The organism is Chlorogloeopsis fritschii PCC 6912 (genome assembly GCF_000317285.1).
Taxonomy (GTDB): domain Bacteria; phylum Cyanobacteriota; class Cyanobacteriia; order Cyanobacteriales; family Nostocaceae; genus Chlorogloeopsis; species Chlorogloeopsis fritschii.
Genome location: NZ_AJLN01000085.1, coordinates 51,190 through 70,952, shown reverse-complemented (window position 1 = coordinate 70,952; position 19,763 = coordinate 51,190). Strand labels below are relative to the sequence as shown.

18 protein-coding genes are annotated in these 19,763 nt (G+C 43.1%); 8 read left to right on the top strand and 10 right to left on the bottom strand.

The window, feature by feature from the left end; translation table 11 throughout:
* The first annotated feature begins 28 nt into the window (after positions 1 to 28).
* The 4 genes from fusA to UYC_RS0116690 all read left to right on the top strand — a co-directional run bounded on the left by fusA (position 29) and on the right by UYC_RS0116690 (position 4,814).
* Positions 29 to 2,107 carry an elongation factor G gene (fusA, locus tag UYC_RS0116705; protein ID WP_016872458.1) on the top strand — a complete coding sequence of 693 codons (2,079 nt, stop codon included), beginning with the start codon at positions 29 to 31 and terminating at the stop codon, positions 2,105 to 2,107.
* A gap of 22 nt (positions 2,108 to 2,129) precedes the next feature.
* The gene (tuf, locus tag UYC_RS0116700; protein ID WP_016872459.1) at positions 2,130 to 3,359 is read left to right on the top strand and encodes an elongation factor Tu; all 1,230 of its coding nucleotides are present in this window, start codon (positions 2,130 to 2,132) and stop codon (positions 3,357 to 3,359) included.
* A 307-nt stretch (positions 3,360 to 3,666) separates the two neighbouring features.
* Positions 3,667 to 3,984, top strand: coding sequence for a 30S ribosomal protein S10 (rpsJ, locus tag UYC_RS0116695; protein ID WP_008232935.1), 318 nt, complete (start codon positions 3,667 to 3,669; stop codon positions 3,982 to 3,984).
* A 179-nt stretch (positions 3,985 to 4,163) separates the two neighbouring features.
* Entirely contained in the window at positions 4,164 to 4,814 is a 651-nt protein-coding gene (locus UYC_RS0116690) for an LON peptidase substrate-binding domain-containing protein (RefSeq protein WP_026087299.1), read from the top strand.
* 220 nt (positions 4,815 to 5,034) lie between these two features.
* On the opposite strand, the gene pheA is transcribed toward UYC_RS0116690, so the two are convergent.
* On the bottom strand, positions 5,035 to 5,925 hold the full coding sequence (gene pheA, locus UYC_RS0116685) for a prephenate dehydratase (protein WP_016872461.1): 891 nt from the start codon (positions 5,923 to 5,925) through the stop codon (positions 5,035 to 5,037).
* Between the two features lie 273 nt (positions 5,926 to 6,198).
* Between pheA and UYC_RS0116680 the strand changes: the two genes are divergently transcribed.
* Positions 6,199 to 6,792, top strand: coding sequence for a DUF1997 domain-containing protein (locus tag UYC_RS0116680; RefSeq protein WP_016872462.1), 594 nt, complete (start codon positions 6,199 to 6,201; stop codon positions 6,790 to 6,792).
* 46 nt (positions 6,793 to 6,838) lie between these two features.
* Here UYC_RS0116680 and UYC_RS0116675 read toward each other — a convergent pair whose 3' ends face one another.
* From UYC_RS0116675 to UYC_RS0116660, 4 genes are all read right to left on the bottom strand, one after another.
* A complete protein-coding gene (locus UYC_RS0116675) occupies positions 6,839 to 7,555 on the bottom strand; it encodes a ribonuclease HII (RefSeq protein WP_016872463.1) in 717 nt (238 codons plus the stop codon).
* Between the two features lie 4 nt (positions 7,556 to 7,559).
* Positions 7,560 to 9,617: a ribonuclease E gene (gene rne, locus UYC_RS0116670; RefSeq protein WP_016872464.1), complete on the bottom strand. Its 2,058-nt coding sequence runs from the start codon at positions 9,615 to 9,617 to the stop codon at positions 7,560 to 7,562.
* A gap of 562 nt (positions 9,618 to 10,179) precedes the next feature.
* Complete coding sequence (locus UYC_RS0116665; RefSeq protein ID WP_016872465.1) at positions 10,180 to 12,858, bottom strand: TIGR03960 family B12-binding radical SAM protein; 2,679 nt, start codon at positions 12,856 to 12,858, stop codon at positions 10,180 to 10,182.
* A gap of 164 nt (positions 12,859 to 13,022) precedes the next feature.
* Positions 13,023 to 13,343, bottom strand: a complete 321-nt coding sequence (locus UYC_RS0116660) for an STAS domain-containing protein (RefSeq protein WP_016872466.1) — start codon at positions 13,341 to 13,343, stop codon at positions 13,023 to 13,025.
* A 434-nt stretch (positions 13,344 to 13,777) separates the two neighbouring features.
* On the opposite strand from UYC_RS0116660, the gene UYC_RS0116655 reads away from it, so the two are divergent.
* A complete protein-coding gene (locus UYC_RS0116655; protein WP_016872467.1) occupies positions 13,778 to 13,972 on the top strand; it encodes a hypothetical protein in 195 nt (64 codons plus the stop codon).
* Positions 13,973 to 13,994: 22 nt separating this feature from the next.
* Here UYC_RS0116655 and UYC_RS37870 read toward each other — a convergent pair whose 3' ends face one another.
* Positions 13,995 to 14,195, bottom strand: coding sequence for a hypothetical protein (locus tag UYC_RS37870; protein WP_127011289.1), 201 nt, complete (start codon positions 14,193 to 14,195; stop codon positions 13,995 to 13,997).
* 231 nt (positions 14,196 to 14,426) lie between these two features.
* Positions 14,427 to 14,774, bottom strand: coding sequence for a hypothetical protein (locus tag UYC_RS0116650; protein WP_016872468.1), 348 nt, complete (start codon positions 14,772 to 14,774; stop codon positions 14,427 to 14,429).
* Between the two features lie 294 nt (positions 14,775 to 15,068).
* Here UYC_RS0116650 and clpS point away from each other — a divergent pair, with 294 nt between their 5' ends.
* Complete coding sequence (gene clpS, locus UYC_RS0116645) at positions 15,069 to 15,350, top strand: ATP-dependent Clp protease adapter ClpS (protein ID WP_016879578.1); 282 nt, start codon at positions 15,069 to 15,071, stop codon at positions 15,348 to 15,350.
* Positions 15,351 to 15,422: 72 nt separating this feature from the next.
* Positions 15,423 to 16,253: a CPBP family intramembrane glutamic endopeptidase gene (locus tag UYC_RS0116640; protein WP_016872470.1), complete on the top strand. Its 831-nt coding sequence runs from the start codon at positions 15,423 to 15,425 to the stop codon at positions 16,251 to 16,253.
* 11 nt (positions 16,254 to 16,264) lie between these two features.
* On the opposite strand, the gene UYC_RS0116635 is transcribed toward UYC_RS0116640, so the two are convergent.
* The 3 genes from UYC_RS0116635 to UYC_RS0116625 all read right to left on the bottom strand — a co-directional run bounded on the left by UYC_RS0116635 (position 16,265) and on the right by UYC_RS0116625 (position 19,692).
* The gene (locus tag UYC_RS0116635; RefSeq protein WP_016872471.1) at positions 16,265 to 17,128 is read right to left on the bottom strand and encodes a WG repeat-containing protein; all 864 of its coding nucleotides are present in this window, start codon (positions 17,126 to 17,128) and stop codon (positions 16,265 to 16,267) included.
* A 216-nt stretch (positions 17,129 to 17,344) separates the two neighbouring features.
* A complete protein-coding gene (locus UYC_RS0116630; protein ID WP_016872472.1) occupies positions 17,345 to 17,977 on the bottom strand; it encodes a pentapeptide repeat-containing protein in 633 nt (210 codons plus the stop codon).
* Between the two features lie 311 nt (positions 17,978 to 18,288).
* On the bottom strand, positions 18,289 to 19,692 hold the full coding sequence (locus UYC_RS0116625) for a DICT sensory domain-containing protein (RefSeq protein ID WP_016872473.1): 1,404 nt from the start codon (positions 19,690 to 19,692) through the stop codon (positions 18,289 to 18,291).
* Positions 19,693 to 19,763 lie beyond the last annotated feature (71 nt).

The window sequence follows — 19,763 nt, the reverse complement described above, 5'->3', positions numbered from 1 at the left end:
CATGAGGCGAAAAGTATAGGAGGCAGCTGTGGCACGTACGATCCCGCTAGAGAGAGTACGCAATATTGGTATTGCGGCGCACATAGATGCGGGCAAGACAACAACAACAGAGAGAATTTTATTTTACTCTGGTATTATTCACAAAATCGGTGAAGTTCACGAAGGAACCGCTGTCACTGACTGGATGGAACAGGAGCGAGAGCGGGGTATTACAATTACTGCTGCTGCAATTAGCACCAGTTGGAAAGACCATCAAATCAACATTATCGACACTCCTGGGCACGTAGACTTCACAATCGAAGTTGAGCGTTCCATGCGGGTTTTGGATGGTGTAATCACAGTTTTATGTTCTGTGGGTGGTGTACAACCGCAAACAGAAACAGTGTGGCGTCAGGCAGACCGTTACAAAGTTCCGCGCATCGTTTTTGTGAACAAAATGGATCGCACCGGCGCAAACTTCTACAAAGTTTACGAACAGGTACGCGATCGCCTGCGGGCTAATGCGATCCCCATTCAACTACCTATTGGTAGTGAAAGCGAATTTAGAGGTCTTGTGGACTTGGTGAAGATGCGAGCCTTCATCTACAACAACGACCAAGGAACCGACATTCAAGAAGCTGATATCCCTGCAGAAGTTCAGGAGCTAGCCCAAGAGTACCGCACTAAGCTGATTGAAGCGGTAGCTGAAACAGACGATGACTTGATGACCAAGTACTTCGAGGGTGAAGAACTCACTGAAGAAGAGATTCAAAAAGCCCTGCGTAAAGGAACAGTTGCAGGTACCATTGTGCCAATGCTTTGCGGTTCCGCCTTTAAGAATAAAGGTGTACAGAAGTTGTTGGATGCAGTCGTAACATACCTGCCAGCGCCAATCGATGTACCCGCAATTCAAGGTACACTACCCAATGGCGACACTGTTGAGCGTCATGCTAGCGATGAAGAACCATTGTCAGCTTTGGCGTTCAAGATTATGGCTGACCCTTACGGTCGCCTGACCTTCATCCGCGTGTATTCTGGCATACTCAAGAAAGGCAGTTACGTTCTCAATGCGACTAAGAACAAGAAAGAACGTATTTCCCGTCTGGTAGTTTTGAGAGCAGATGACAGAATTGATGTCGATGAACTCAGAGCTGGGGATTTGGGAGCAGCAGTGGGTTTGAAAGAGACCTTAACAGGTGACACCCTCTGTAATGAAAACTCACCAGTAATTCTGGAATCCCTTTACATTCCAGAGCCTGTAATTTCGGTAGCAGTAGAACCGAAAACCAAGAACGATATGGACAAACTGTCCAAGGCTCTGCAAGCTCTCTCGGAAGAAGATCCGACTTTCCGTGTCAGCGTCAATCCGGAGACAAATCAAACCGTGATTGCAGGGATGGGAGAGCTACACCTGGAAATTCTTGTAGACCGGATGTTGCGAGAATTTAAGGTAGAAGCGAACGTTGGTGCGCCACAAGTAGCTTATCGCGAAACCATTCGCAAGAACGTCAACAAAATAGAAGGTAAATTTATTCGCCAAAGTGGTGGTAAAGGTCAATACGGTCATGTTGTTATTGACTTGGAGCCAGGAGAACCAGGAAGCGGCTTTGAATTCGTCTCTAAAATTGTTGGCGGTACAGTACCAAAAGAGTACATCCCGCCCGTAGAGCAGGGAATGAAAGAAACCTGCGAATCCGGTATTTTAGCTGGATATCCGTTGATTGATATCAAAGCCACGCTGGTTGATGGCTCTTACCACGATGTAGACTCTTCAGAAATGGCTTTCAAGATTGCTGGTTCCATGGCAATTAAAGAAGCAGCAATGAAAGCAAATCCCGTTCTGTTAGAGCCTATGATGAAAGTTGAGGTTGAAGTTCCCGAAAACTTCCTTGGGGATGTAATGGGTGATCTCAATTCTCGTCGTGGGCAAATTGAGGGGATGGGTTCCGAGCAGGGCATCGCCAAAGTGACTGCTAAAGTCCCATTGGCAGAAATGTTTGGCTACGCTACTGACATTCGGTCTAAGACCCAAGGTCGTGGTATCTTCTCAATGGAGTTTAGCCACTATGAAGAAGTGCCTCGCAACGTGGCTGAGGCAATCATAGCTAAAAGCAAAGGGAACGCATAACTAGTAAAGGAAACGATTATTCATGGCACGCGCAAAGTTTGAAAGGAAAAAACCCCACGTTAATATCGGTACCATTGGCCACGTTGACCACGGTAAAACCACACTCACGGCTGCTATAACTATGACCTTGGCAGCTTTAGGCCAAGCTCAAGCTAGAAAGTACGATGAAATTGATGCCGCTCCGGAAGAAAAAGCACGGGGTATCACCATTAATACAGCCCACGTGGAGTACGAAACCGAAAAGCGGCACTATGCTCACGTAGACTGTCCCGGACACGCGGACTACGTAAAGAACATGATCACCGGCGCAGCCCAAATGGATGGTGCTATCCTTGTTGTGTCTGCTGCTGATGGCCCCATGCCCCAAACCCGCGAACACATCTTGTTGGCACGCCAGGTAGGTGTTCCGAGCCTAGTTGTCTTCTTGAATAAAGAAGACATGGTGGACGACGAAGAATTGCTGGAACTGGTGGAATTAGAAGTCCGGGAATTGCTTTCTAGCTATGATTTCCCCGGTGATGATATTCCGATTACAGCAGGTTCTGCTTTGCAAGCGCTAGAAAAAATGACTAGCAACCCCAAAACTCAACGGGGTGAAGATAAGTGGGTAGATAAGATCTACGCGCTGATGGATTCTGTAGACTCTTACATTCCTACTCCAGAGCGTGATGTCGACAAGCCTTTCTTGATGGCTGTAGAAGACGTATTCTCCATCACAGGTCGTGGTACTGTAGCTACCGGACGGATTGAGCGGGGTAGAGTCAAAATCGGCGATAACGTAGAATTGGTAGGTATTAAACCTACTCGTTCCACCACTGTGACCGGCATTGAGATGTTCAAGAAGAGTCTTGATGAAGGTATGGCTGGGGATAACGCTGGTATACTTTTGCGCGGTATCCAGAAGACTGACATTGAGCGGGGTATGGTACTTGCCAAGCCTGGTTCTATCACTCCCCACACTCAATTTGAAGGTGAAGTTTACGTTTTAACCGAAAAAGAAGGTGGTCGGAAAACACCCTTCTTTGCTGGTTACCGTCCTCAGTTCTACGTGCGGACAACAGATGTTACAGGCACGATTAAAGCTTTCACCTCTGATGATGGTACTGAAGCGGAAATGGTAATGCCCGGAGACCGTATTAAAGTGACTGTAGAACTGATCAACCCGATCGCTATTGAGCAGGGAATGCGCTTCGCTATTCGTGAAGGCGGTCGCACCATTGGTGCTGGTGTTGTTTCCAAGATCGTAAAGTAGCATCTCTTGAGCTTAATTAAAAAGGAGCAGAGATGGTATAATACCTCTCTGCTTTTTTAACTTCCCTCTTACCAGAGAGACTAAAAACTAGGGATTAGGGATGAAAGTTGTGGCTTTATAGTACTGCTAACACCAAATCCCCATTTTAAATACCCTTTTAGTCCTAGCGACTACGATCGCGGCTTTCTATCAAAGTTTTGTCTACCTCCAAGAAAGCCGCGCTACTATGTGCGTCTATGTTAAGTGTGAAATCAGCCTTTTACCCCTAACCCCTTGTAAATATCAATCAGAACCAGGACAATTGAACATGGCAACCTTACAGCAGCAAAAAATTAGAATTCGTTTACAGGCTTTTGATCGCCGCTTACTAGATACATCTTGCGAGAAGATTGTAGATACAGCAAACCGTACCAATGCTACAGCGATCGGCCCAATTCCCTTACCTACAAAGCGCCGGATTTACTGTGTTTTGCGATCGCCTCACGTGGATAAGGATTCGCGAGAACACTTTGAAACCCGTACTCATCGCCGCATTATCGACATTTATCAGCCTTCTTCTAAAACCATTGATGCCTTGATGAAACTGGATCTACCCTCAGGTGTGGATATTGAAGTGAAGCTTTAAATATTAGTGGTTAACAGCACTGCTTAGTGTGAATATTTACCTGCCCCGAAAGAGATATCTTTCAGGGCTTTTTCTTTAGCTGTAAAACCAATGGTAGAATGTAGAGAAGGCGCGGCAAAGACAGAAAATAGTACAAAATTATAAATATTATCAAAGATTAAATTTATACTAAGGTAACAATGACGTCTTCTTCTAAAATTGCCGTTCGTGAACTACCTCTGTTCCCACTATCAGAAGTAGTTTTGTTCCCTACAAGACCGTTACCCCTGCATATCTTTGAATTCCGATATCGAATCATGATGAATACGATTTTGGAGAGCGATCGCAGGTTTGGGGTATTAATGGTCGATCCAGCTAAAGGTACAGTTGCTAATGTCGGCTGCTGTGCAGAAATCGTTCATTATCAACGGTTACCAGATGACCGGATGAAAATGTTAACTTTGGGGCAGCAAAGGTTTCGCGTTCTAGAATACGTTCGCGAAAAACCTTACTATGTCGGCTTAGTAGAGTGGATTGAAGATCATCCACCAACAAAAGATTTGCGCCCTTTAGCTACTGAGGTAGAGCAACTACTCCAAGATGTTGTGCGTCTATCAGCCAAACTAACTGAACAAAATATTGAACTGCCAGAAGATTTACCCGATCTGCCTTTAGAATTGTCTTATTGGGTAGCAAGCAACCTCTATGGTGTTGCTTCTGAGCAACAGGCATTGTTAGAAATGCAAGACACGGTTGCTCGCTTGGAACGAGAAGCAGAAATTTTGACTTCCACACGCAATCATTTGGCAGCTCGTACCGTTCTCAAAGACACTTTTAATCAGAAGTTATGAAATTGTTAGTAGGGGAGGCAGCGCGTTGCGGAGCCAGTGCGCCCTTGCGCTCTGCCGACTTGTAGCACCTGGCGTCAACTGGCGTCGGGTTAAGCGCGTCGAGTGCGACTGCCGTGCGGGTTTTGTTGATTAACTTTGGGTTCGAACCGACAATTTATCTTTTAAACCCGCCCGTACAGTATTTAGTAGTTAGTAGGTTACAACTACTATCTACTATCCACTAACTACTAATTCCTTCTTCAAGAGCGCTAATTGGCAAAACATTGTAGCTGCCAAAAATTTTTAATATTTCTGTGTAAGCAGTGAGTTGTTGCAAAGCAGATTGCATTTGGGCTTCACGAGCATCTGCTTCTACATCAATGAAAAATAAATATTCCCCTAGCGATCGCTTCGTTGGACGAGATTCAATCCGACTGAGGTTAATGCCAAGTCGAGCAAAGATTTGTAGCGGTTTGACTAATGCTCCAGGTACATTTGCAGGTACGCTGAATGCAAGCGAAGTGTGACTGTTTTTTGTCACAGATGGTTGGTTGCCAACTGAGAGATTATCCTGACTTACTACCCAAAAGCGAGTACAATTTTCGGGATAATCATTAATGCCGTTGACTAGGATTGGTAAATTGTAGAGTTGTGCAGCTCTTTGGGATGAAATCACCCCTGCTGTTATTTCCTGCTCTAGTCTTTGCAATGGTTCAGTCGTGGAATTAGTAGGAATTAGCTGTACAGACGGGAGAAATCGTTCCAACCATCCTTGACACTGTGCCAAAGCTTGCGGATGAGAATAAACAGTTTTAATAGTTTTTACGCTCTGAGCACAGGAAATTAGTGTATGAACTATTGGCATGACTAAAGCCAACTGAATTTGTAAAGTATCTAGTTGCCAGAGCGTATCTACAGTCATAGTTACACTACCTTCAATGGAATTTTCCACTGGTACAACAGCTAACTGAGCTGCTCCCTGAGCAACTGCTCGCAGTGTTTGAGCGATACTGGGATAAGGGCATAAGATAGTTTCCAATCCCTTAATTTTGGTTAGCCAATTAACATATAAAAGAGCTGCTTGCTCTGCGTAAGTGCCAGGAGGCCCTAAATGTGCTATCGATAGAGTCATGGGGTTTATTATTTAGCCGTGAGTTTTAATCCAAAGTTGCATTCGTAAAATTGCTCCCAACACCCTACACCATGTAATTTATATTTATTTGACTGATATTAGCTATCAGAATCACAACTTAACTTTTTTACAAATATTTTTTCCAAATAATGGATAACTATAAATCAATATAGTTTTACAAGTAAATTAAGTCTCTTTAACCTGAATTTTGTACAGCAAAATTCCATAAATTAAAAAATAATAGAATTATAAAACAATTATTTTCATCAACACATGGCTATTCAGTTTACCGCCTCTCAATCGGTAGAAATTACTGTCCCACCACAGCCTATTCCCATTCAGCACTACTTGCGTCAACCCCAACGCCTTGTTCATGCTTTGGCTGATTCTAGCCGGATTCAGCTTTTGGCAGACGAAGTTTTTCGCTTGAAAATGCGACCTCTCAATTTCATGTCACTAAGCATTCAACCTACTGTAGACATGAAAGTCTGGGCAGCATCAAATGATACAATTTATTTGCGATCGCTAGGTTGTGAAATCCTTGGTGTTGAGTATATTAATCAACGCTTTGATCTGAATTTACAAGGTTATTTATCACCATATCAGGTGAGTAGTGGTTCTCGTTTACGAGGTAGAGCCGATTTAGAAGTACAGGTGGAACTACCACCACCATTTTGCTTTACTCCTAAACCCATTTTAGAAGCAACTGGTAATGGTTTACTGAAGAGCGTACTGTTGACAATTAAGCAACGATTATTACATCAATTACTAGCAGATTATCGTCTTTGGGTAATTTCGCAAATTCAAGAAGGGAAGCACACTAATAATGATGAAATTGCAGAATTACCTATCTTAAATCCTGAGTAATAACAATTTTGGATTTTGGATTAAAACCATTGATCTATAGACTATTTCAGAATTTTGAACCAAGACTCTCGCGCACCAATTTGGTATCACGATTAACTATCTTAATTTGGCAAGGACGAAAAGACTGGCGATGTAAGGGTGAAGGCCCATATTTTTGCAGTGCTAGTAAATGTTTTTTACTTCCATAACCCTTATTACGTTCCAAATCGTACATAGGATACTTAGAAGCAAAGCGCATTACTAGTTCATCTCGCCAGACTTTAGCCAAAATACTCGCAGCAGCAATACAGAGCGATCGCTCATCTCCCTTCACTATTGTTTGCTGCGGTAGTGCCAAATCTTGAATAAATTGATTGCCATCAATCAAGCAAAGTGTAGGTTGCACCTTCAGCTTCAAAACAGCTCGTTTCATCGCTAAAAGTGTTGCCTGTAAAATATTTATCCGGTCAATTTCAGCAACAGAAGCAAAGCCAATTCTCCAATCTATTGCCAAATCACGGATTTGTTGAGCTAGCTTGTGCCTGCGTGAGCTAGACAGCTTTTTACTGTCTTTAATTTCCGCTGCCACTAGTACCGATAAAGCGCTCTTTGGCAAAATCACGGCTGCTGCCACTACAGGCCCAAACAAACACCCTCTTCCAACTTCATCCACGCCTGCTATGTGTCCAGGAATGTCAGAAAAGCTGGAAAACTCTAGCCAAATTTCTTCTTTTAGGGTTTTAGGTAAATCCCCAAAAGCAACAGATGGCTCTATTGGAACCATAAATTTAAGTTTCTGAGGTGGGCGTATCTACCTCAGCAGCACGGGAACGACGGCGACGACGACGATTATCTGCGCTGTTTGCTTCAGTTTCATCTGCCATTACAGCAACTGCAGATGCCTCTATTGGAGTTTGAGGTAATGCTTCTGCTTCTTCTGAAGTATCTGAAGTCACTACCGTACTGCTTGTTGTTGCAGTAGTTACTTCTGGAGTTGGTTCGGTGGAAGTAGCAGCCTGTCCGGGCAATGTGACGTTAATAATTACAGATTTGGGATTTTTCACCTCTCTGTTCAACTTCACTAAGGGAGACACTCCCATGAGAGCGTAAACATCTTGCTCTGTTGGTGTCATTTCTACAGACACAATCTCTGGTGGTTCTACTACTGGCTTAACTAGTTCGACTCTAGAAACTTTAGTACGCTCGCTTCTCTCACCCCAAGTTGATTTACCAAGGTTAGCTGGAGATATATCTGAAACCTCTGCCAGTTCACCTTCGGTATCAATATCCATGTCTGAGTCGTTGACTAATGCCAGTGGGTTGCTATGGATACGCGGTTCGTCTTTGCCGTTTCCTCCATTCAATCCCAAGCGACGGCGGCGACGCCTTTTGCTATCGCCAATTTCTTGATAGCTGGGATGATTAACTAAATTGATGGCAGTCAAGTCGCTATCCTGCTCGTATCCCTCTGTTGAGAATCCATCGTAGGTTTCCCGTGGTTCAATCTGACGGGTAGATGGCAAACGAGGTTCTTTGGTAGGGACAGGTGTAGGTGAAAAGCGTTCTGGTAGTTCTACTGGTGGTGTTGGCATCAGCGATCGCCCTTCAGTTTCTCCAGGCAGATGGACGATATGCCCTAAGCCACCACAGGTAGGACAGGTTTCGCTAAATAATTCGTAAATATTTTGACCTTGGCGTTTACGAGTCAGCTCCACCAAACCCAATTCAGTTAACTGGGCAATCTGAGGACGAGCTTTGTCTGCTTTTAAAGCTTTATTGAAATGTTCAAGAACGTGCAATTGATCGCGCCGCGATTCCATATCGATGAAATCAACAACAATTACCCCAGCAATATTTCGCAAACGTAATTGGCGGGCAATTTCTGTTGCTGCTTCGCAGTTCGTCCACAACACTGTTTCTCTGGCTGTTGCCGATCGCGTAAACGAACCGGAGTTGACATCTATGACTGTTAATGCTTCGGTAGGCTGAATGATAATGTAACCACCGGAAGGCAAATCGACTCTGGGTTTAAGCGCTTCTTTAATCGCGGCATTGATCCGGAAGTATTCTAGAATTGCTGTGCGATCGCGGTGATGATCGATCAACAACCCTTGTGGTACCTGTCCGCCGCTCCAGTTTTGCAAATACAATTTCACCCGCTTTAAGCCGGTACTGGAGTCTACAACAATTCGGTTCACATCCGCGCCGTACATATCCCGCAGTACACGCTGGATAAAATCATCGTCTCGATTTAGCAGTGCTGGGGCACGAGTTGATTGTGCCTCCTGCTGAATCAGTTCCCATTGTTTCTGTAGGGATTCTAAATCTTCAATAATTGCTTCTTCTGGCTTACCTTCAGCTTCAGTGCGCACCAGCAAACCCATTCCTGCTGGCTTGATCAAAATTGCCAATGCTCGCAGGCGATTGCGTTCATTTTCATTTTTGATTCGACGGGATAAATTTACACCCCGCCCATAAGGCATCAATACTACATAGCGTCCGGGTAAAGTAATATTACCTGTGAGCCTCGGCCCTTTTGTACCTGTTGGCTCTTTCATTACTTGCACTAACACTTTTTGCTGTGGTGCTAGCAATTCTGTAATTGCTGCTGCTGTGCGCCTTAGTCGCAAAGGCCCTAAGTCAGTCACATGAATAAAACCGTTGCGCTCTGGATCGCCAATATTTACAAAAGCTGCGTCTATACCAGGTAATACATTTTCCACTACTCCTAAGTAGATATCACCAATTTGGTGATGTCCCGTAGCTACAACAAGTTCTTGTATTTGATCTTCAGAAAAGACTGCAGCTATTTGATGCTGCTCCGCGATAATAATTTGTTTTGGCATTCAATTTCCTCAAAAATCGGCAGCACAAAATGACTTGGGGGATTGATTGTTCCTGTTACCCCTGCAAGCCCAAAAAGGCGCTGCTGGTAATAAAAATTGCGAACGTAAGCCCAAACTTAAAGAGCTATTAAGACCGTAATTGCGTTTACACGCCCGATTATTCCACAACGGCTGCATATTATTTAAGCAATTTAATCACCCGTCCGTGGTGAATTTCTGATCCAACGCCTTCATCCTCTAGGAATTGGGCATTTAGCATTGTTTTAAAAATCATAAAGTTTAGAGAAGCCGACGTAGCTTGTTATTAATTACTGATTCACAAGGTAGCTTCTATCAAGAGAGAGTGTTCTTGAATTTGCCTCTGCTGGTCTGGGATGAAATCCTAGATGTTACTCTCTGAAATCTTTGCTTTCAAACCCTGAGTACCAGGGTTGTGAATCAGATAACTCAATGCAGCGCCAGAAAAATTCTCTTCATCTCATTCTAACGCAACCTTGTCAAAAATCAATTCCTATTATGTATGACCTAAGGGTAATTAACCTAGCAAATTACCCTCAGAGGATTAATCCCGCAAAACCAGACGATTGCGGTGAATGTGTAGCAGTTGGAATTCTATACCTGCTACCTGCTCTAGCATAAGCAGAATTTGTTCAGGACGCAACAGTATGCCGTCATGACGACAACTCCCTAGATAACGCAATATCGCTGCCGACTCTGGGGAATTGGAAGTTGATTGCATCAATTCGAGTTCATACAGGCGATCGCGCAGATTTATGAGTTGAGTTTTGCCTGACTTTGTTGTTTGTTCTGACCAAATCTCGTTTTTTTGCCCAATTGTATCAATCCAGTCTTGCCATTGTGAGGGTGTTGCTGGTGGTTGGGTGTCTACAGTCAGCAAATACTCGGCAGCATCTAAGACTTGGGTGGCGGCGGGAGCTTTTAAATCCAACTGTACTACCTGATAGATCGGGATATTGGTTGGCAGTGCCTGCGCCAATTTTTCTCGGAAAGTCTCAACCTCAAGAGATTGAGTTAGCTCAAAATCGACAATTTCACCGCTACTGGTAGCTCCCACAGGTAAAGCCCAAGCCACAGAAATGCGGGGTGTGGGATGATATCCGCCGGTAAAAGCAATAGGCAATCCCACACGTCGGATAGCGCGGTCAAATAGGCGTATTAAATCAAGGTGGCTAAGTAAAGCCATATCACCCTGCTTGCCAAACCATACTCGCAGTCTCTGGGCTTTTGTAGTATTTGGTACAAAATGTCCAGTAAATTCTGGTATCTTGGGAGGCGGTATTACAATATTGTGACCAAAGTCAGTACTGCAGACGCCACAGTGAGAACAACCATCAAAAGAGCAATCTGGGACAGTAGCAGCTTCAAGGGCACGTTTTAAGTCTTCTTTGAGCCATTTTTTATCGATTCCCGTGTCTAGGTGATCCCAAGGTAGGGGTTTGTCGAGGGAGTGGGGGAGTAAAGGAGTGGGGGAAGATAGGGAAGACTTGTCTTCTTCAACTTCTCCTACTTTGCTTATTCCTTTATCTATATCTGTTCCGCTAATTTCTTCTACTCCAAACAAATTCCACTCACCATTTTCAACTTGGCGATATTTCCAAGTTAATCCCGCTTCCGCAATAGCTTGTCCCCAAGCATTGTATGCTCGTTCGACGCTGTCATACCAAGAATCCATGCCTGCGCCCAACTCCCAGGCACGACGCAAAACTGGAGCGAGAGTGCGATCGCCTCTACCGATAAAATCTTCCATTGCTGAGATGCGGACATCGGTGAAATTTACTTTCACTCCCTTGAGGCGACGAAATTCTTGCCTGAGCAGTTGCTGCTTGCGCTTAAACTCGGTGGTGGAAACCGAGTGCCATTGAAAGGGTGTATGAGGCTTGGGTGTAAAGTTAGAAATTGTCAAGTTAAAAGCGAGGGTTTTTCTACCTTTGGAGCGGCACTCACGCTGTAGCCAACTCACTGTTTCTACAATTCCCAGCACATCGGCATCAGTTTCACCTGGCAAGCCGATCATAAAATATAACTTTATCTTATCCCAACCTTGTTCCCAAGCTGTTTTGACGCCCCGCAGCAATTCTTCGTTTGTTAAACCCTTATTAACGATATCTCGCATTCGCTGGGTGCCAGCTTCGGGGGCGAAAGTTAAACCACCTTGGCGCATACCACCAAGGATATTGGCGATATTCTCATCAAATCTGTCTACCCGTTGACTGGGTAGAGATAGAGTAATATTTTCATTTTTCAGGCGATTTTTAATTTCTACCCCCACTGCTGGCAGAGATAAATAGTCGGAACAACTCAGGGACAACAAAGAAAACTCATTATATCCAGTTTCCCGCATTCCCTTTTCAATTGCTGCCACCACTTGTTCTGGTTCTACATCACGCGCCGGACGTGTTAACATTCCTGGTTGGCAGAAGCGGCAACCGCGAGTGCAACCACGTCGAATTTCAATCGTTAGGCGATCGTGTACTGTTTGAACGTGGGGAACCAGCCCAATCGAGTAAGCTGGCATTGGGGTAGCAACCCGGCGGAGAATACGTTTGGGTACATTTGGGTGGATGGGATGTACCGAACCGTCTGCCGCCATGTTGTAAAACTGAGGAACGTATACACCTGGTATTTGGGCTAAGTCGAGCAATAGTTCTTGGCGACTTAATCTGGCTTGTTTGCCCTCTTCTAAAACTAAACCGATTTCCGGTAGGAGTTCTTCACCATCACCCAAGGCAAAAAAGTCGAAGAAATCGGCGTATGGTTCAGGGTTGGATGTCGCCGTTTGTCCTCCTGCAAAAATTAGAGGATAATTTCCCGCTAATCGTTCGCGCCACGTCAGGGGAATACCAGCTAAATCCAACATTTCTAGGATGTTGGTGGCACCAAGCTCATAGCTGAGGCTAAAGCCTAAAATATCAAACTCTGTGAGCGATCGCTTTGATTCTACAGTGAATAAGAGCGTCTCGGTTGCCCGTAGTTTTGCTGCTAGATCTTGTCCTGGTAGATAAGCGCGATCGCATAACTGGCGTGGTTGGGCATTCAAAATGTTATAGAGAATGATATGCCCTAAATTAGAGGCCCCTACTTCGTATACTTCTGGGTAAGTTAACACCCAACGGATTACTGCTATGTGCCACGGCTTGTGTACTGCCAAAAGCTCGTTACCCAGGTAACGAGCTGGCTTGAGTACATCCGATGTGATTAATTTTTCTACTGCAACAGCCACTGTGCTATTCTTCTAGCGATTTTAAATTACTGCTATTCACCTCCAACCTTAGCATTTATTATGACTGACGAGAGCGCTGATTGCTTTGTGCTAAAGTCTTCGAGGCGAACAAACTTAACATTTAGCCTACAAGCAATCTGTGCTGCTCTAATAAAACAAGCGGCTTACAACACCGCTTGACTTTCCAAGATTTCAAATACTCTATCCAGTTGAGTCAGTTCAAAGATAATTCTAATGGATGGGGAAAGGGAGCAAAGACTGAAGCGTTGCCCTAAACTTTGAGCTAGCTTGAGCGCTGACACCAATGCCATCAAGCCTGCACTATCTAATGACTCTACTTGCTCTAAATCCACTAGCAGGAAACTATTGCTATTTTTGGTCAATGCTGTTGTTAGGTTTCGCTCAAATTCCAAAGCATTAGCAGCGTTTAAACTTCCTTGGGGGCGAATAACTGTTATTTGTGGATTTTTAAGTACTGCTTGCATCGTTACATCCTATGAAAATTTCTAAATTGTGAAGATAGATGTATTTGAACATAAACTCTTTATTCCCACATCGACCATTCGTATTAAGTCTCTTAGTCGAATCTTTATTGCTTTGACGTCTCTGTTTAAAGATTGTCACAATTACCCAAAAAACTGTAGTTAAATATACTTTTTATTAAAAATTTGGCTCAATAATAGTTTGCTATGCCTATGATTCCTAGCATAGGTTATTACTCAAACTTGTCTATAAAAACAGGAAACCGAGATTAAATCTCTAGACTTGAAACTTTAGTATTGGTGAATGTCTTAAGCAATTATGACTAAAATCACTGGCTAACTGTGATTTAGATCACTCAGAATTTAAGTGTATAATCACAATTTATACTTAGGTCTGGCTGGGATAATAACTATACAAACTATTTGGATTGTTACTTATGAAAACAAAGTACGTTATTCGTCAGTTAGTAGAAAAAGCCCTTTTTATTAAGAAATTAACTCCTGAAATAGAAAGTGAAATTAACTCAGAACTAACGGCAATGGGTTACATTTCTGATGTTGATTACGAAGCTCTAGAATTATTAATGGCAGAAATGGATGCCGGTCGAATTCAGTTGGTTCCTAGTATCTGATCGTAGTTTGAAACTAAGATGTTTACTGAAATTGAAGGAATGGCAACAATACCTGACTTAAAAAGGCAGAGGAGCGACTGCGTTGCGGAGAGAAGTCTGTAGACGCTTCTGCGGCTTCGGTGCAGGGTGCGGCGGTTTCCGCCGTTTGCGAAGCTCCTCCACAAGGAGGCTCAGAACTTCGGGAGGTTCCCTCCGTTGTAGCAAGTGGCGTGGTAGATGGCATCAGGAATAGACAGGGACTAGGGACTGGTGACTAGGTATTAGGAATTAAGAAATCCCAGTACCCAATCTCTAGTACCCAGTACCCTTTTAGTGTACGTAGTTCAGCAAGTGCTACTTACATTGAACTAAAAAAATTGGCAATATAGGCAATACAACTCATACTAACGGTAGTGTGGGCGTCTAAATTGATACGACTGCTAGTATTTTTTTGAAAAATTAGCTATTTAATTTCTTAATCCTTTTTATAGGCATACCAAACTTGATAAATAAATTGGTTGAGTTGCTGTTTAGCAATTGTGTCTATTCCGGGTTTGGCTTCTTTGGCTAATACTTCACTTAATATAGAAATTACTTCCGTGTCCAAGGCAGGATGGAATAAATTTAAAGGCCAAAGTAGATCTGATGCCTCTCGCAAATCGTTTGTTATGTGGGGTTCCGAAGAGCAGGCGACTAGTAGCAAAGGACGTACCCAACATAACTGACGGGAAAGCACAACTTGAATCACTTCTGCATAGAGCCTGCGATCGCCATGCTCTAGATAAACTATTTGTCCTGGTTGAAAGTCTGAGACAATCTCCATAATCAATCACAGGGCTGTCTTTGGTGGCAACCACTGTTAGTTGCTACTTTCTTATTTTAAAAGCTAAACATAACTCACTTGTAGTGACAATACTTGACGAGCAAAGGCAGTAAAATCAAAACATAAGCATACCATAGCCAAGTGATCGTGGAGTTGTGGCGATTCAACTAGTAATTGCAGTCATTGTCCTACTCGAATATTCAATCTCAGTGCTATACAATAGTTAAGAAAATATCAAACAACCTCTGAACAAAAACTTTTGTTGTAGTAAATAACACAAGAGAGCAAAGAGCCGTGTCACTCGAAACCCTAGAGAAGCGTTCAACATCCAGTAAATTAGCGCCTCAGTATCGTGTTTTGCTCCATAACGATGACTACAACTCTATGGAGTATGTGGTGCAGGTTTTATTGACTACAGTGCCAAGCCTTACTCAACCCCAGGCTGTCAGTATTATGATGGAAGCTCATACCAATGGCATCGCTTTAGTCATTACCTGTGCTCAAGAACACGCGGAATTTTATTGTGAAACTTTGAAAAATCATGGTTTGACTAGCACTATCGAACCAGAAGAATAAATATTGCTTGATAATTGTAAATTGCTATTTGCTAATGGTATGACTTACGATTAGCGAGTAGCTGATTACTGCATGAACATAAACCTGACTCCTCTAGCCCAGCGCCCTTTCCCAATTCGGCTGGGTATCTTTATTTTGACTTTGTTGCTGTTGTGGTTGCCCATCGCAGCACCTATATATCTACTGGTAAAAAATCCTAATTTAGTTACTATCTTCACAATGGTGCCACTAGCCATTGAGTTTTTGATTTTGCTTCCGTTTTGGGGCAAATATGTCCATCAGCAACCCAAGATATTCCAACATTATGGCTTAGAACTAACGCGTAAGAATAAAGTAGAACTGCTCAGAGGTTTAGCAATTGGATTCGTCAGTATTTTGATTTTGTTTAGTTTAGAAGGATTGCTGGGTTGGTTAGTGTGGCAACAAACTAGTTCTTTTCAATTGAGATTTGTTTTAGAAGGGATAGTTACTGCTTTGGGTACAGCGTTTGCCGAAGAATTATTTTTTCGGGGGTGGATGTATGATGAACTGCAACGCGATTACAACCCTTCAGTAGTACTGTGGGCAACTGCGACGATTTTTGCTGTCGCTCACTTTATTAAACCCCTGTCAGAAGTAATTCGCACATCGCCCCAATTTTTTGGGTTATTACTTTTAGGGTTAGCACTGGTATGGGCAAAGCGCCGTTGTCAGGGAAGATTGGGCTTCCCAATTGGTATACATGCAGGGTTGGTTTGGGGTTGGTATATTATCAACGTCGGACAGTTGGTGAAATATTCTGGGCGAGTTCCCGATTGGGTGACGGGTGTGAATAATAATCCCTTAGCTGGGGTGATGGGGTTGGTGTTTATGGGAGTTTTGGTATTGTGGATGCGGGGGAGAGGTGAGCGATCGCGTCTTTGATTTGATAGATTCTAAGGATGGCAAATATAACCGCACTTATCGCCAATTGCTACTGCTGCTAAACCTTCTTGAAATTGATCGGCGTAATCAAATTGTGGCTGAATTACTACCTCGCCGCTCTTGCTAATATAGCCGTACTTGTTGTCACTCCGGTGACTCCAGAATACTGCCAATCCTTGAGAAAAGTCACCAGCATCGTCAAATTGTGGCTGAATTGTCAACTGACCGCTCTTATTTATATAGCCGTAGTAGTCGTCAATTTTGACATATGCCAATCCTTCAGTAAAGTCCCCAGCATCGTCAAATTGTGGTTGAATTATTAACTGACCACTTTTATCTATATAGCCATACTTATCATCAATTTTTACCAATGCTAGACCTTCCTTAAAGTTCCGAGGTCTATAAAATTGTGGTTGAATAACTACCTGACCAGTCTTATCAATATAGCCTGATAAGGCATTTTCTTTACCAATATCTATCAATGCTAATCCTTCGTGAAATTCTCCTGCCCAATCAACTTCAAGTTCAATAACTACCTGAGCAGTCTTGTCAATATAACCACTTCTATTGTCAATTATGACAGGAGCCAATCCTTCAGAAAAGTCGCCAGCATCATCAAACTTAGGTTCAATAATAACTTGACCACTTGTATCGAAATAGCCAACCTTGCTTTCAACAACCACCCATGCTCGCCCTTCAGAATAAGTCGGAGCAAGCGCCAAATAATCAAATTGTGGTTCAATCACAAATTGACTACTTTTGTTTATGTAACCCCACTTATCAACTACCTTTACCAATGCCAGCCCTTCACAAAAGCCTAAAACTGAATCAAACTGTGGTGGAATGACAAAGTTAACGTTATTGTTAATGCTCATGATGAGTGGGAAGTAACTATACCAATGGGTAAAATCATCATATTAGTCTCAAGCGTACTGTTGGGGGCGATCGCCTTGAGATTGTTCGGCGTTTACTGACTGCACGGAAGAACCGCACTCATCTGTGCAGTTGAAAAGAGTCGTTGAAATAGTTATACCTTTGCTTTGGTGGTAAGAGTGTCAATCTCAGTTACTTCCTAAACTCCGATACTTGGTTTATTTCTCAGCTAGCGTGCCAATTAGACACGCTTTCTCCAAATTTACTCCATTTAAATTTACATTTTCTAACTCTGCACAGAGTAAATTTGCACCTGTCAAATTCGCGCCCCCCAGATTCGCTCCCCGCAAATCAGCTTCTTCTAAGTTAGCTTCGCTCAATAAAGCTCCTTGTAAATCTGCGCCACTCAAGTCTGCGCCTTTGAGATTTGCTCCAGCCAAGTTTGCACCACGTAAATCAGCAGCCCGAAAGTCAACACCCTGCAAATTGACATTCATCAAGTTGGCACCACTCAAGAAAGCTCCAGCAAGCGATACTTCACTTAGTTTTGCTCCCATTAAATTAGCACCCCGCAAATTACTACCCCGCAAGTCAGCACCTGTTAAATCTGCTTGCATCAAATTTGCTCCCATCAAATTTGCCCGTAAATCGGTTGTTTGCAGGTTCGCTCCCATCAAATTAGCACCTTCTAAATGTCCTCCTTCGAGTTTGGAACCAGCAAAGTTAGTGCCTACAAGGGTAGCACCTGCAAAATTAATGTGTTTTAAATCAAGATTTGATAAATCTTCGTCTTCTAAATCTGTCCCTGGTAAGTGTTTGAGTTTCCCTGATTTGATCGCTTCTATATTCATAAAATTTATAATGAATCCTTTTTGCATTCTTTGTGTATCTTGGGTTCTTTAAAAATTTATTTAACCACGTAGACATCTACAGAACAGTTTCCTTTACAATAAGCACAAAGAACACGATGAAGATAAAAATACAAGAATTAAGAACCTACACATAAATATTTAGCCATTTTTCAACACGACTAAAATCGCTATATTCTTTCCCTGTTCCCCGTTAAGGTTTCCTCCGCACCCTATGGAAAGCTGCAGAAGCGTCTACAGAGTTCTCTCTGTTCCCTTGCCTGACTAGATAATTTATTTTGCACGACTACTTATTATCTTGCAGGCAAGTTTTGATTTATATCTATATTAGTCTTGCTTTCGCTATCTAGTCTGCGATCAAGCAGCCACATACCACTGCTAACCTTTGGTGTAATTTGAGGTAATTCTAGCCCCTGCTGTAAACCCATAACCAAAAGTGCTAGGGTATCTACCAACTTAGGATCGAAGCGATGCGAATGTTGTTGTCTGCATTCTTCCAAAGCTTGAGAAAATATCTCTTCTCGACTTAATTGGGAGTTTTTTTTCTGATTGACTCGCCACTGAAAATCGGCGGCTAGCGATAAAATTCTTGATTCGAGAGGAATTTCATCACCAGCTAATCCTGCTGGTTCTCCTGTACCATCCCACCACTCGCTTTGGTGAGTGATAATTTGTGCGATCGCCCGCAATCTTGGCATGGTTCGCAGTACTTGCGCTCCTGGTATTAAAGGGCAAGTCAAGGGACAACTGGGTGCATCTTCACGGTATTGAGTAGATGCTGTAGGAGTTAGTATGCTTTCTGCCCTTTGTAATGGATCGATCCGATGTAACAAGCCAGCAAGGCGCAATCTTTTAATTTGCCATGCAGGAAGATCTAAAAGCTGCCCCATCGTTTCTGAGAGCACCACAACTTCTGCTGCTGCCATTGGATTTGCTATATCAGCAGCATCAATTATTTGTGCCATCCGTAAAAATGCTTGGATTTCGTTAGAAACTAGGTTATTGTCTAAGGCTTGATGTCGTGCTGTTGTGGAGACAGATATATTCAATTGCCCAGATTGGAGGTAATCTACTACACGGGAAACTACCGTACCTAAAAATTCTGGTGTGGCAAGATTTGGCTGAATGGCTTTTTGAGCGGTAGTAAGCTGTGCTGCCACCTGGGGATTGTAGCGCTGGATGTGAGCGATCGCCAATTGGGCTGTCTCTTGAACTAGCTCTGGCTCAAATGTCCACAAGCCATAAAATTTTCGTTCTAAATCCGATGCAGGTATTCCAGAAGCCCCATAATCAGCTTCTGATAATTCTTGACAAATTACCATAGCTGTGTATTGAGGTGACAGAATAATTAAGTGCCATTCCTGTGCAACTGGATCGGCAGGATCTAGTGCAATTAAGTTGACATTGGGTAGCTGGCTGGTAGAGTGCTCTGCCCAAACACTATCAGGTGATGCCATGATAGCTATTTGGCGGGATTTTTTAGCAATATCTGCATATCTTTCTGCTTCTTGCAGGTACCATTTCCCTTGTTGAAAGGCAGTTATCATTAAGGGAGATGTGACATCTTGCAATATTTGGTCTTCTAGAGCATGACACAGAGCGACCAGAGTATTTTTGTAGTATACACCGAATCGAATTGGTCTTTTGGTATTGCGATGGGCAAGTTCCATCTGTTGGAGTAGAGAGCCTTGTAACATGGGTTTGGTTAAACGAACCACAAAGGACGCAAAGTACGCAAAGAGAAGAAAGAATTTTAAATTTTTGCTTA

Bases quoted from the DNA above. Each gene is read 5' to 3' on its own strand.
- tuf (WP_016872459.1), top strand. From the start codon at position 2,130: ATGGCACGCGCAAAGTTTGAAAGGAAAAAACCCCACGTTAATATCGGT.
- rpsJ (WP_008232935.1), top strand. From the start codon at position 3,667: ATGGCAACCTTACAGCAGCAAAAAATTAGAATTCGTTTACAGGCTTTT.
- UYC_RS0116690 (WP_026087299.1), top strand. From the start codon at position 4,164: ATGACGTCTTCTTCTAAAATTGCCGTTCGTGAACTACCTCTGTTCCCA.
- pheA (WP_016872461.1), bottom strand. From the start codon at position 5,925: ATGACTCTATCGATAGCACATTTAGGGCCTCCTGGCACTTACGCAGAG.
- UYC_RS0116680 (WP_016872462.1), top strand. From the start codon at position 6,199: ATGGCTATTCAGTTTACCGCCTCTCAATCGGTAGAAATTACTGTCCCA.
- UYC_RS0116675 (WP_016872463.1), bottom strand. From the start codon at position 7,555: ATGGTTCCAATAGAGCCATCTGTTGCTTTTGGGGATTTACCTAAAACC.
- rne (WP_016872464.1), bottom strand. From the start codon at position 9,617: ATGCCAAAACAAATTATTATCGCGGAGCAGCATCAAATAGCTGCAGTC.
- UYC_RS0116660 (WP_016872466.1), bottom strand. From the start codon at position 13,343: ATGCAAGCAGTACTTAAAAATCCACAAATAACAGTTATTCGCCCCCAA.
- UYC_RS0116655 (WP_016872467.1), top strand. From the start codon at position 13,778: ATGAAAACAAAGTACGTTATTCGTCAGTTAGTAGAAAAAGCCCTTTTT.
- UYC_RS37870 (WP_127011289.1), bottom strand. From the start codon at position 14,195: ATGCCATCTACCACGCCACTTGCTACAACGGAGGGAACCTCCCGAAGT.
- UYC_RS0116650 (WP_016872468.1), bottom strand. From the start codon at position 14,774: ATGGAGATTGTCTCAGACTTTCAACCAGGACAAATAGTTTATCTAGAG.
- UYC_RS0116640 (WP_016872470.1), top strand. From the start codon at position 15,423: ATGAACATAAACCTGACTCCTCTAGCCCAGCGCCCTTTCCCAATTCGG.
- UYC_RS0116635 (WP_016872471.1), bottom strand. From the start codon at position 17,128: ATGAGCATTAACAATAACGTTAACTTTGTCATTCCACCACAGTTTGAT.
- UYC_RS0116630 (WP_016872472.1), bottom strand. From the start codon at position 17,977: ATGAATATAGAAGCGATCAAATCAGGGAAACTCAAACACTTACCAGGG.
- UYC_RS0116625 (WP_016872473.1), bottom strand. From the start codon at position 19,692: ATGTTACAAGGCTCTCTACTCCAACAGATGGAACTTGCCCATCGCAAT.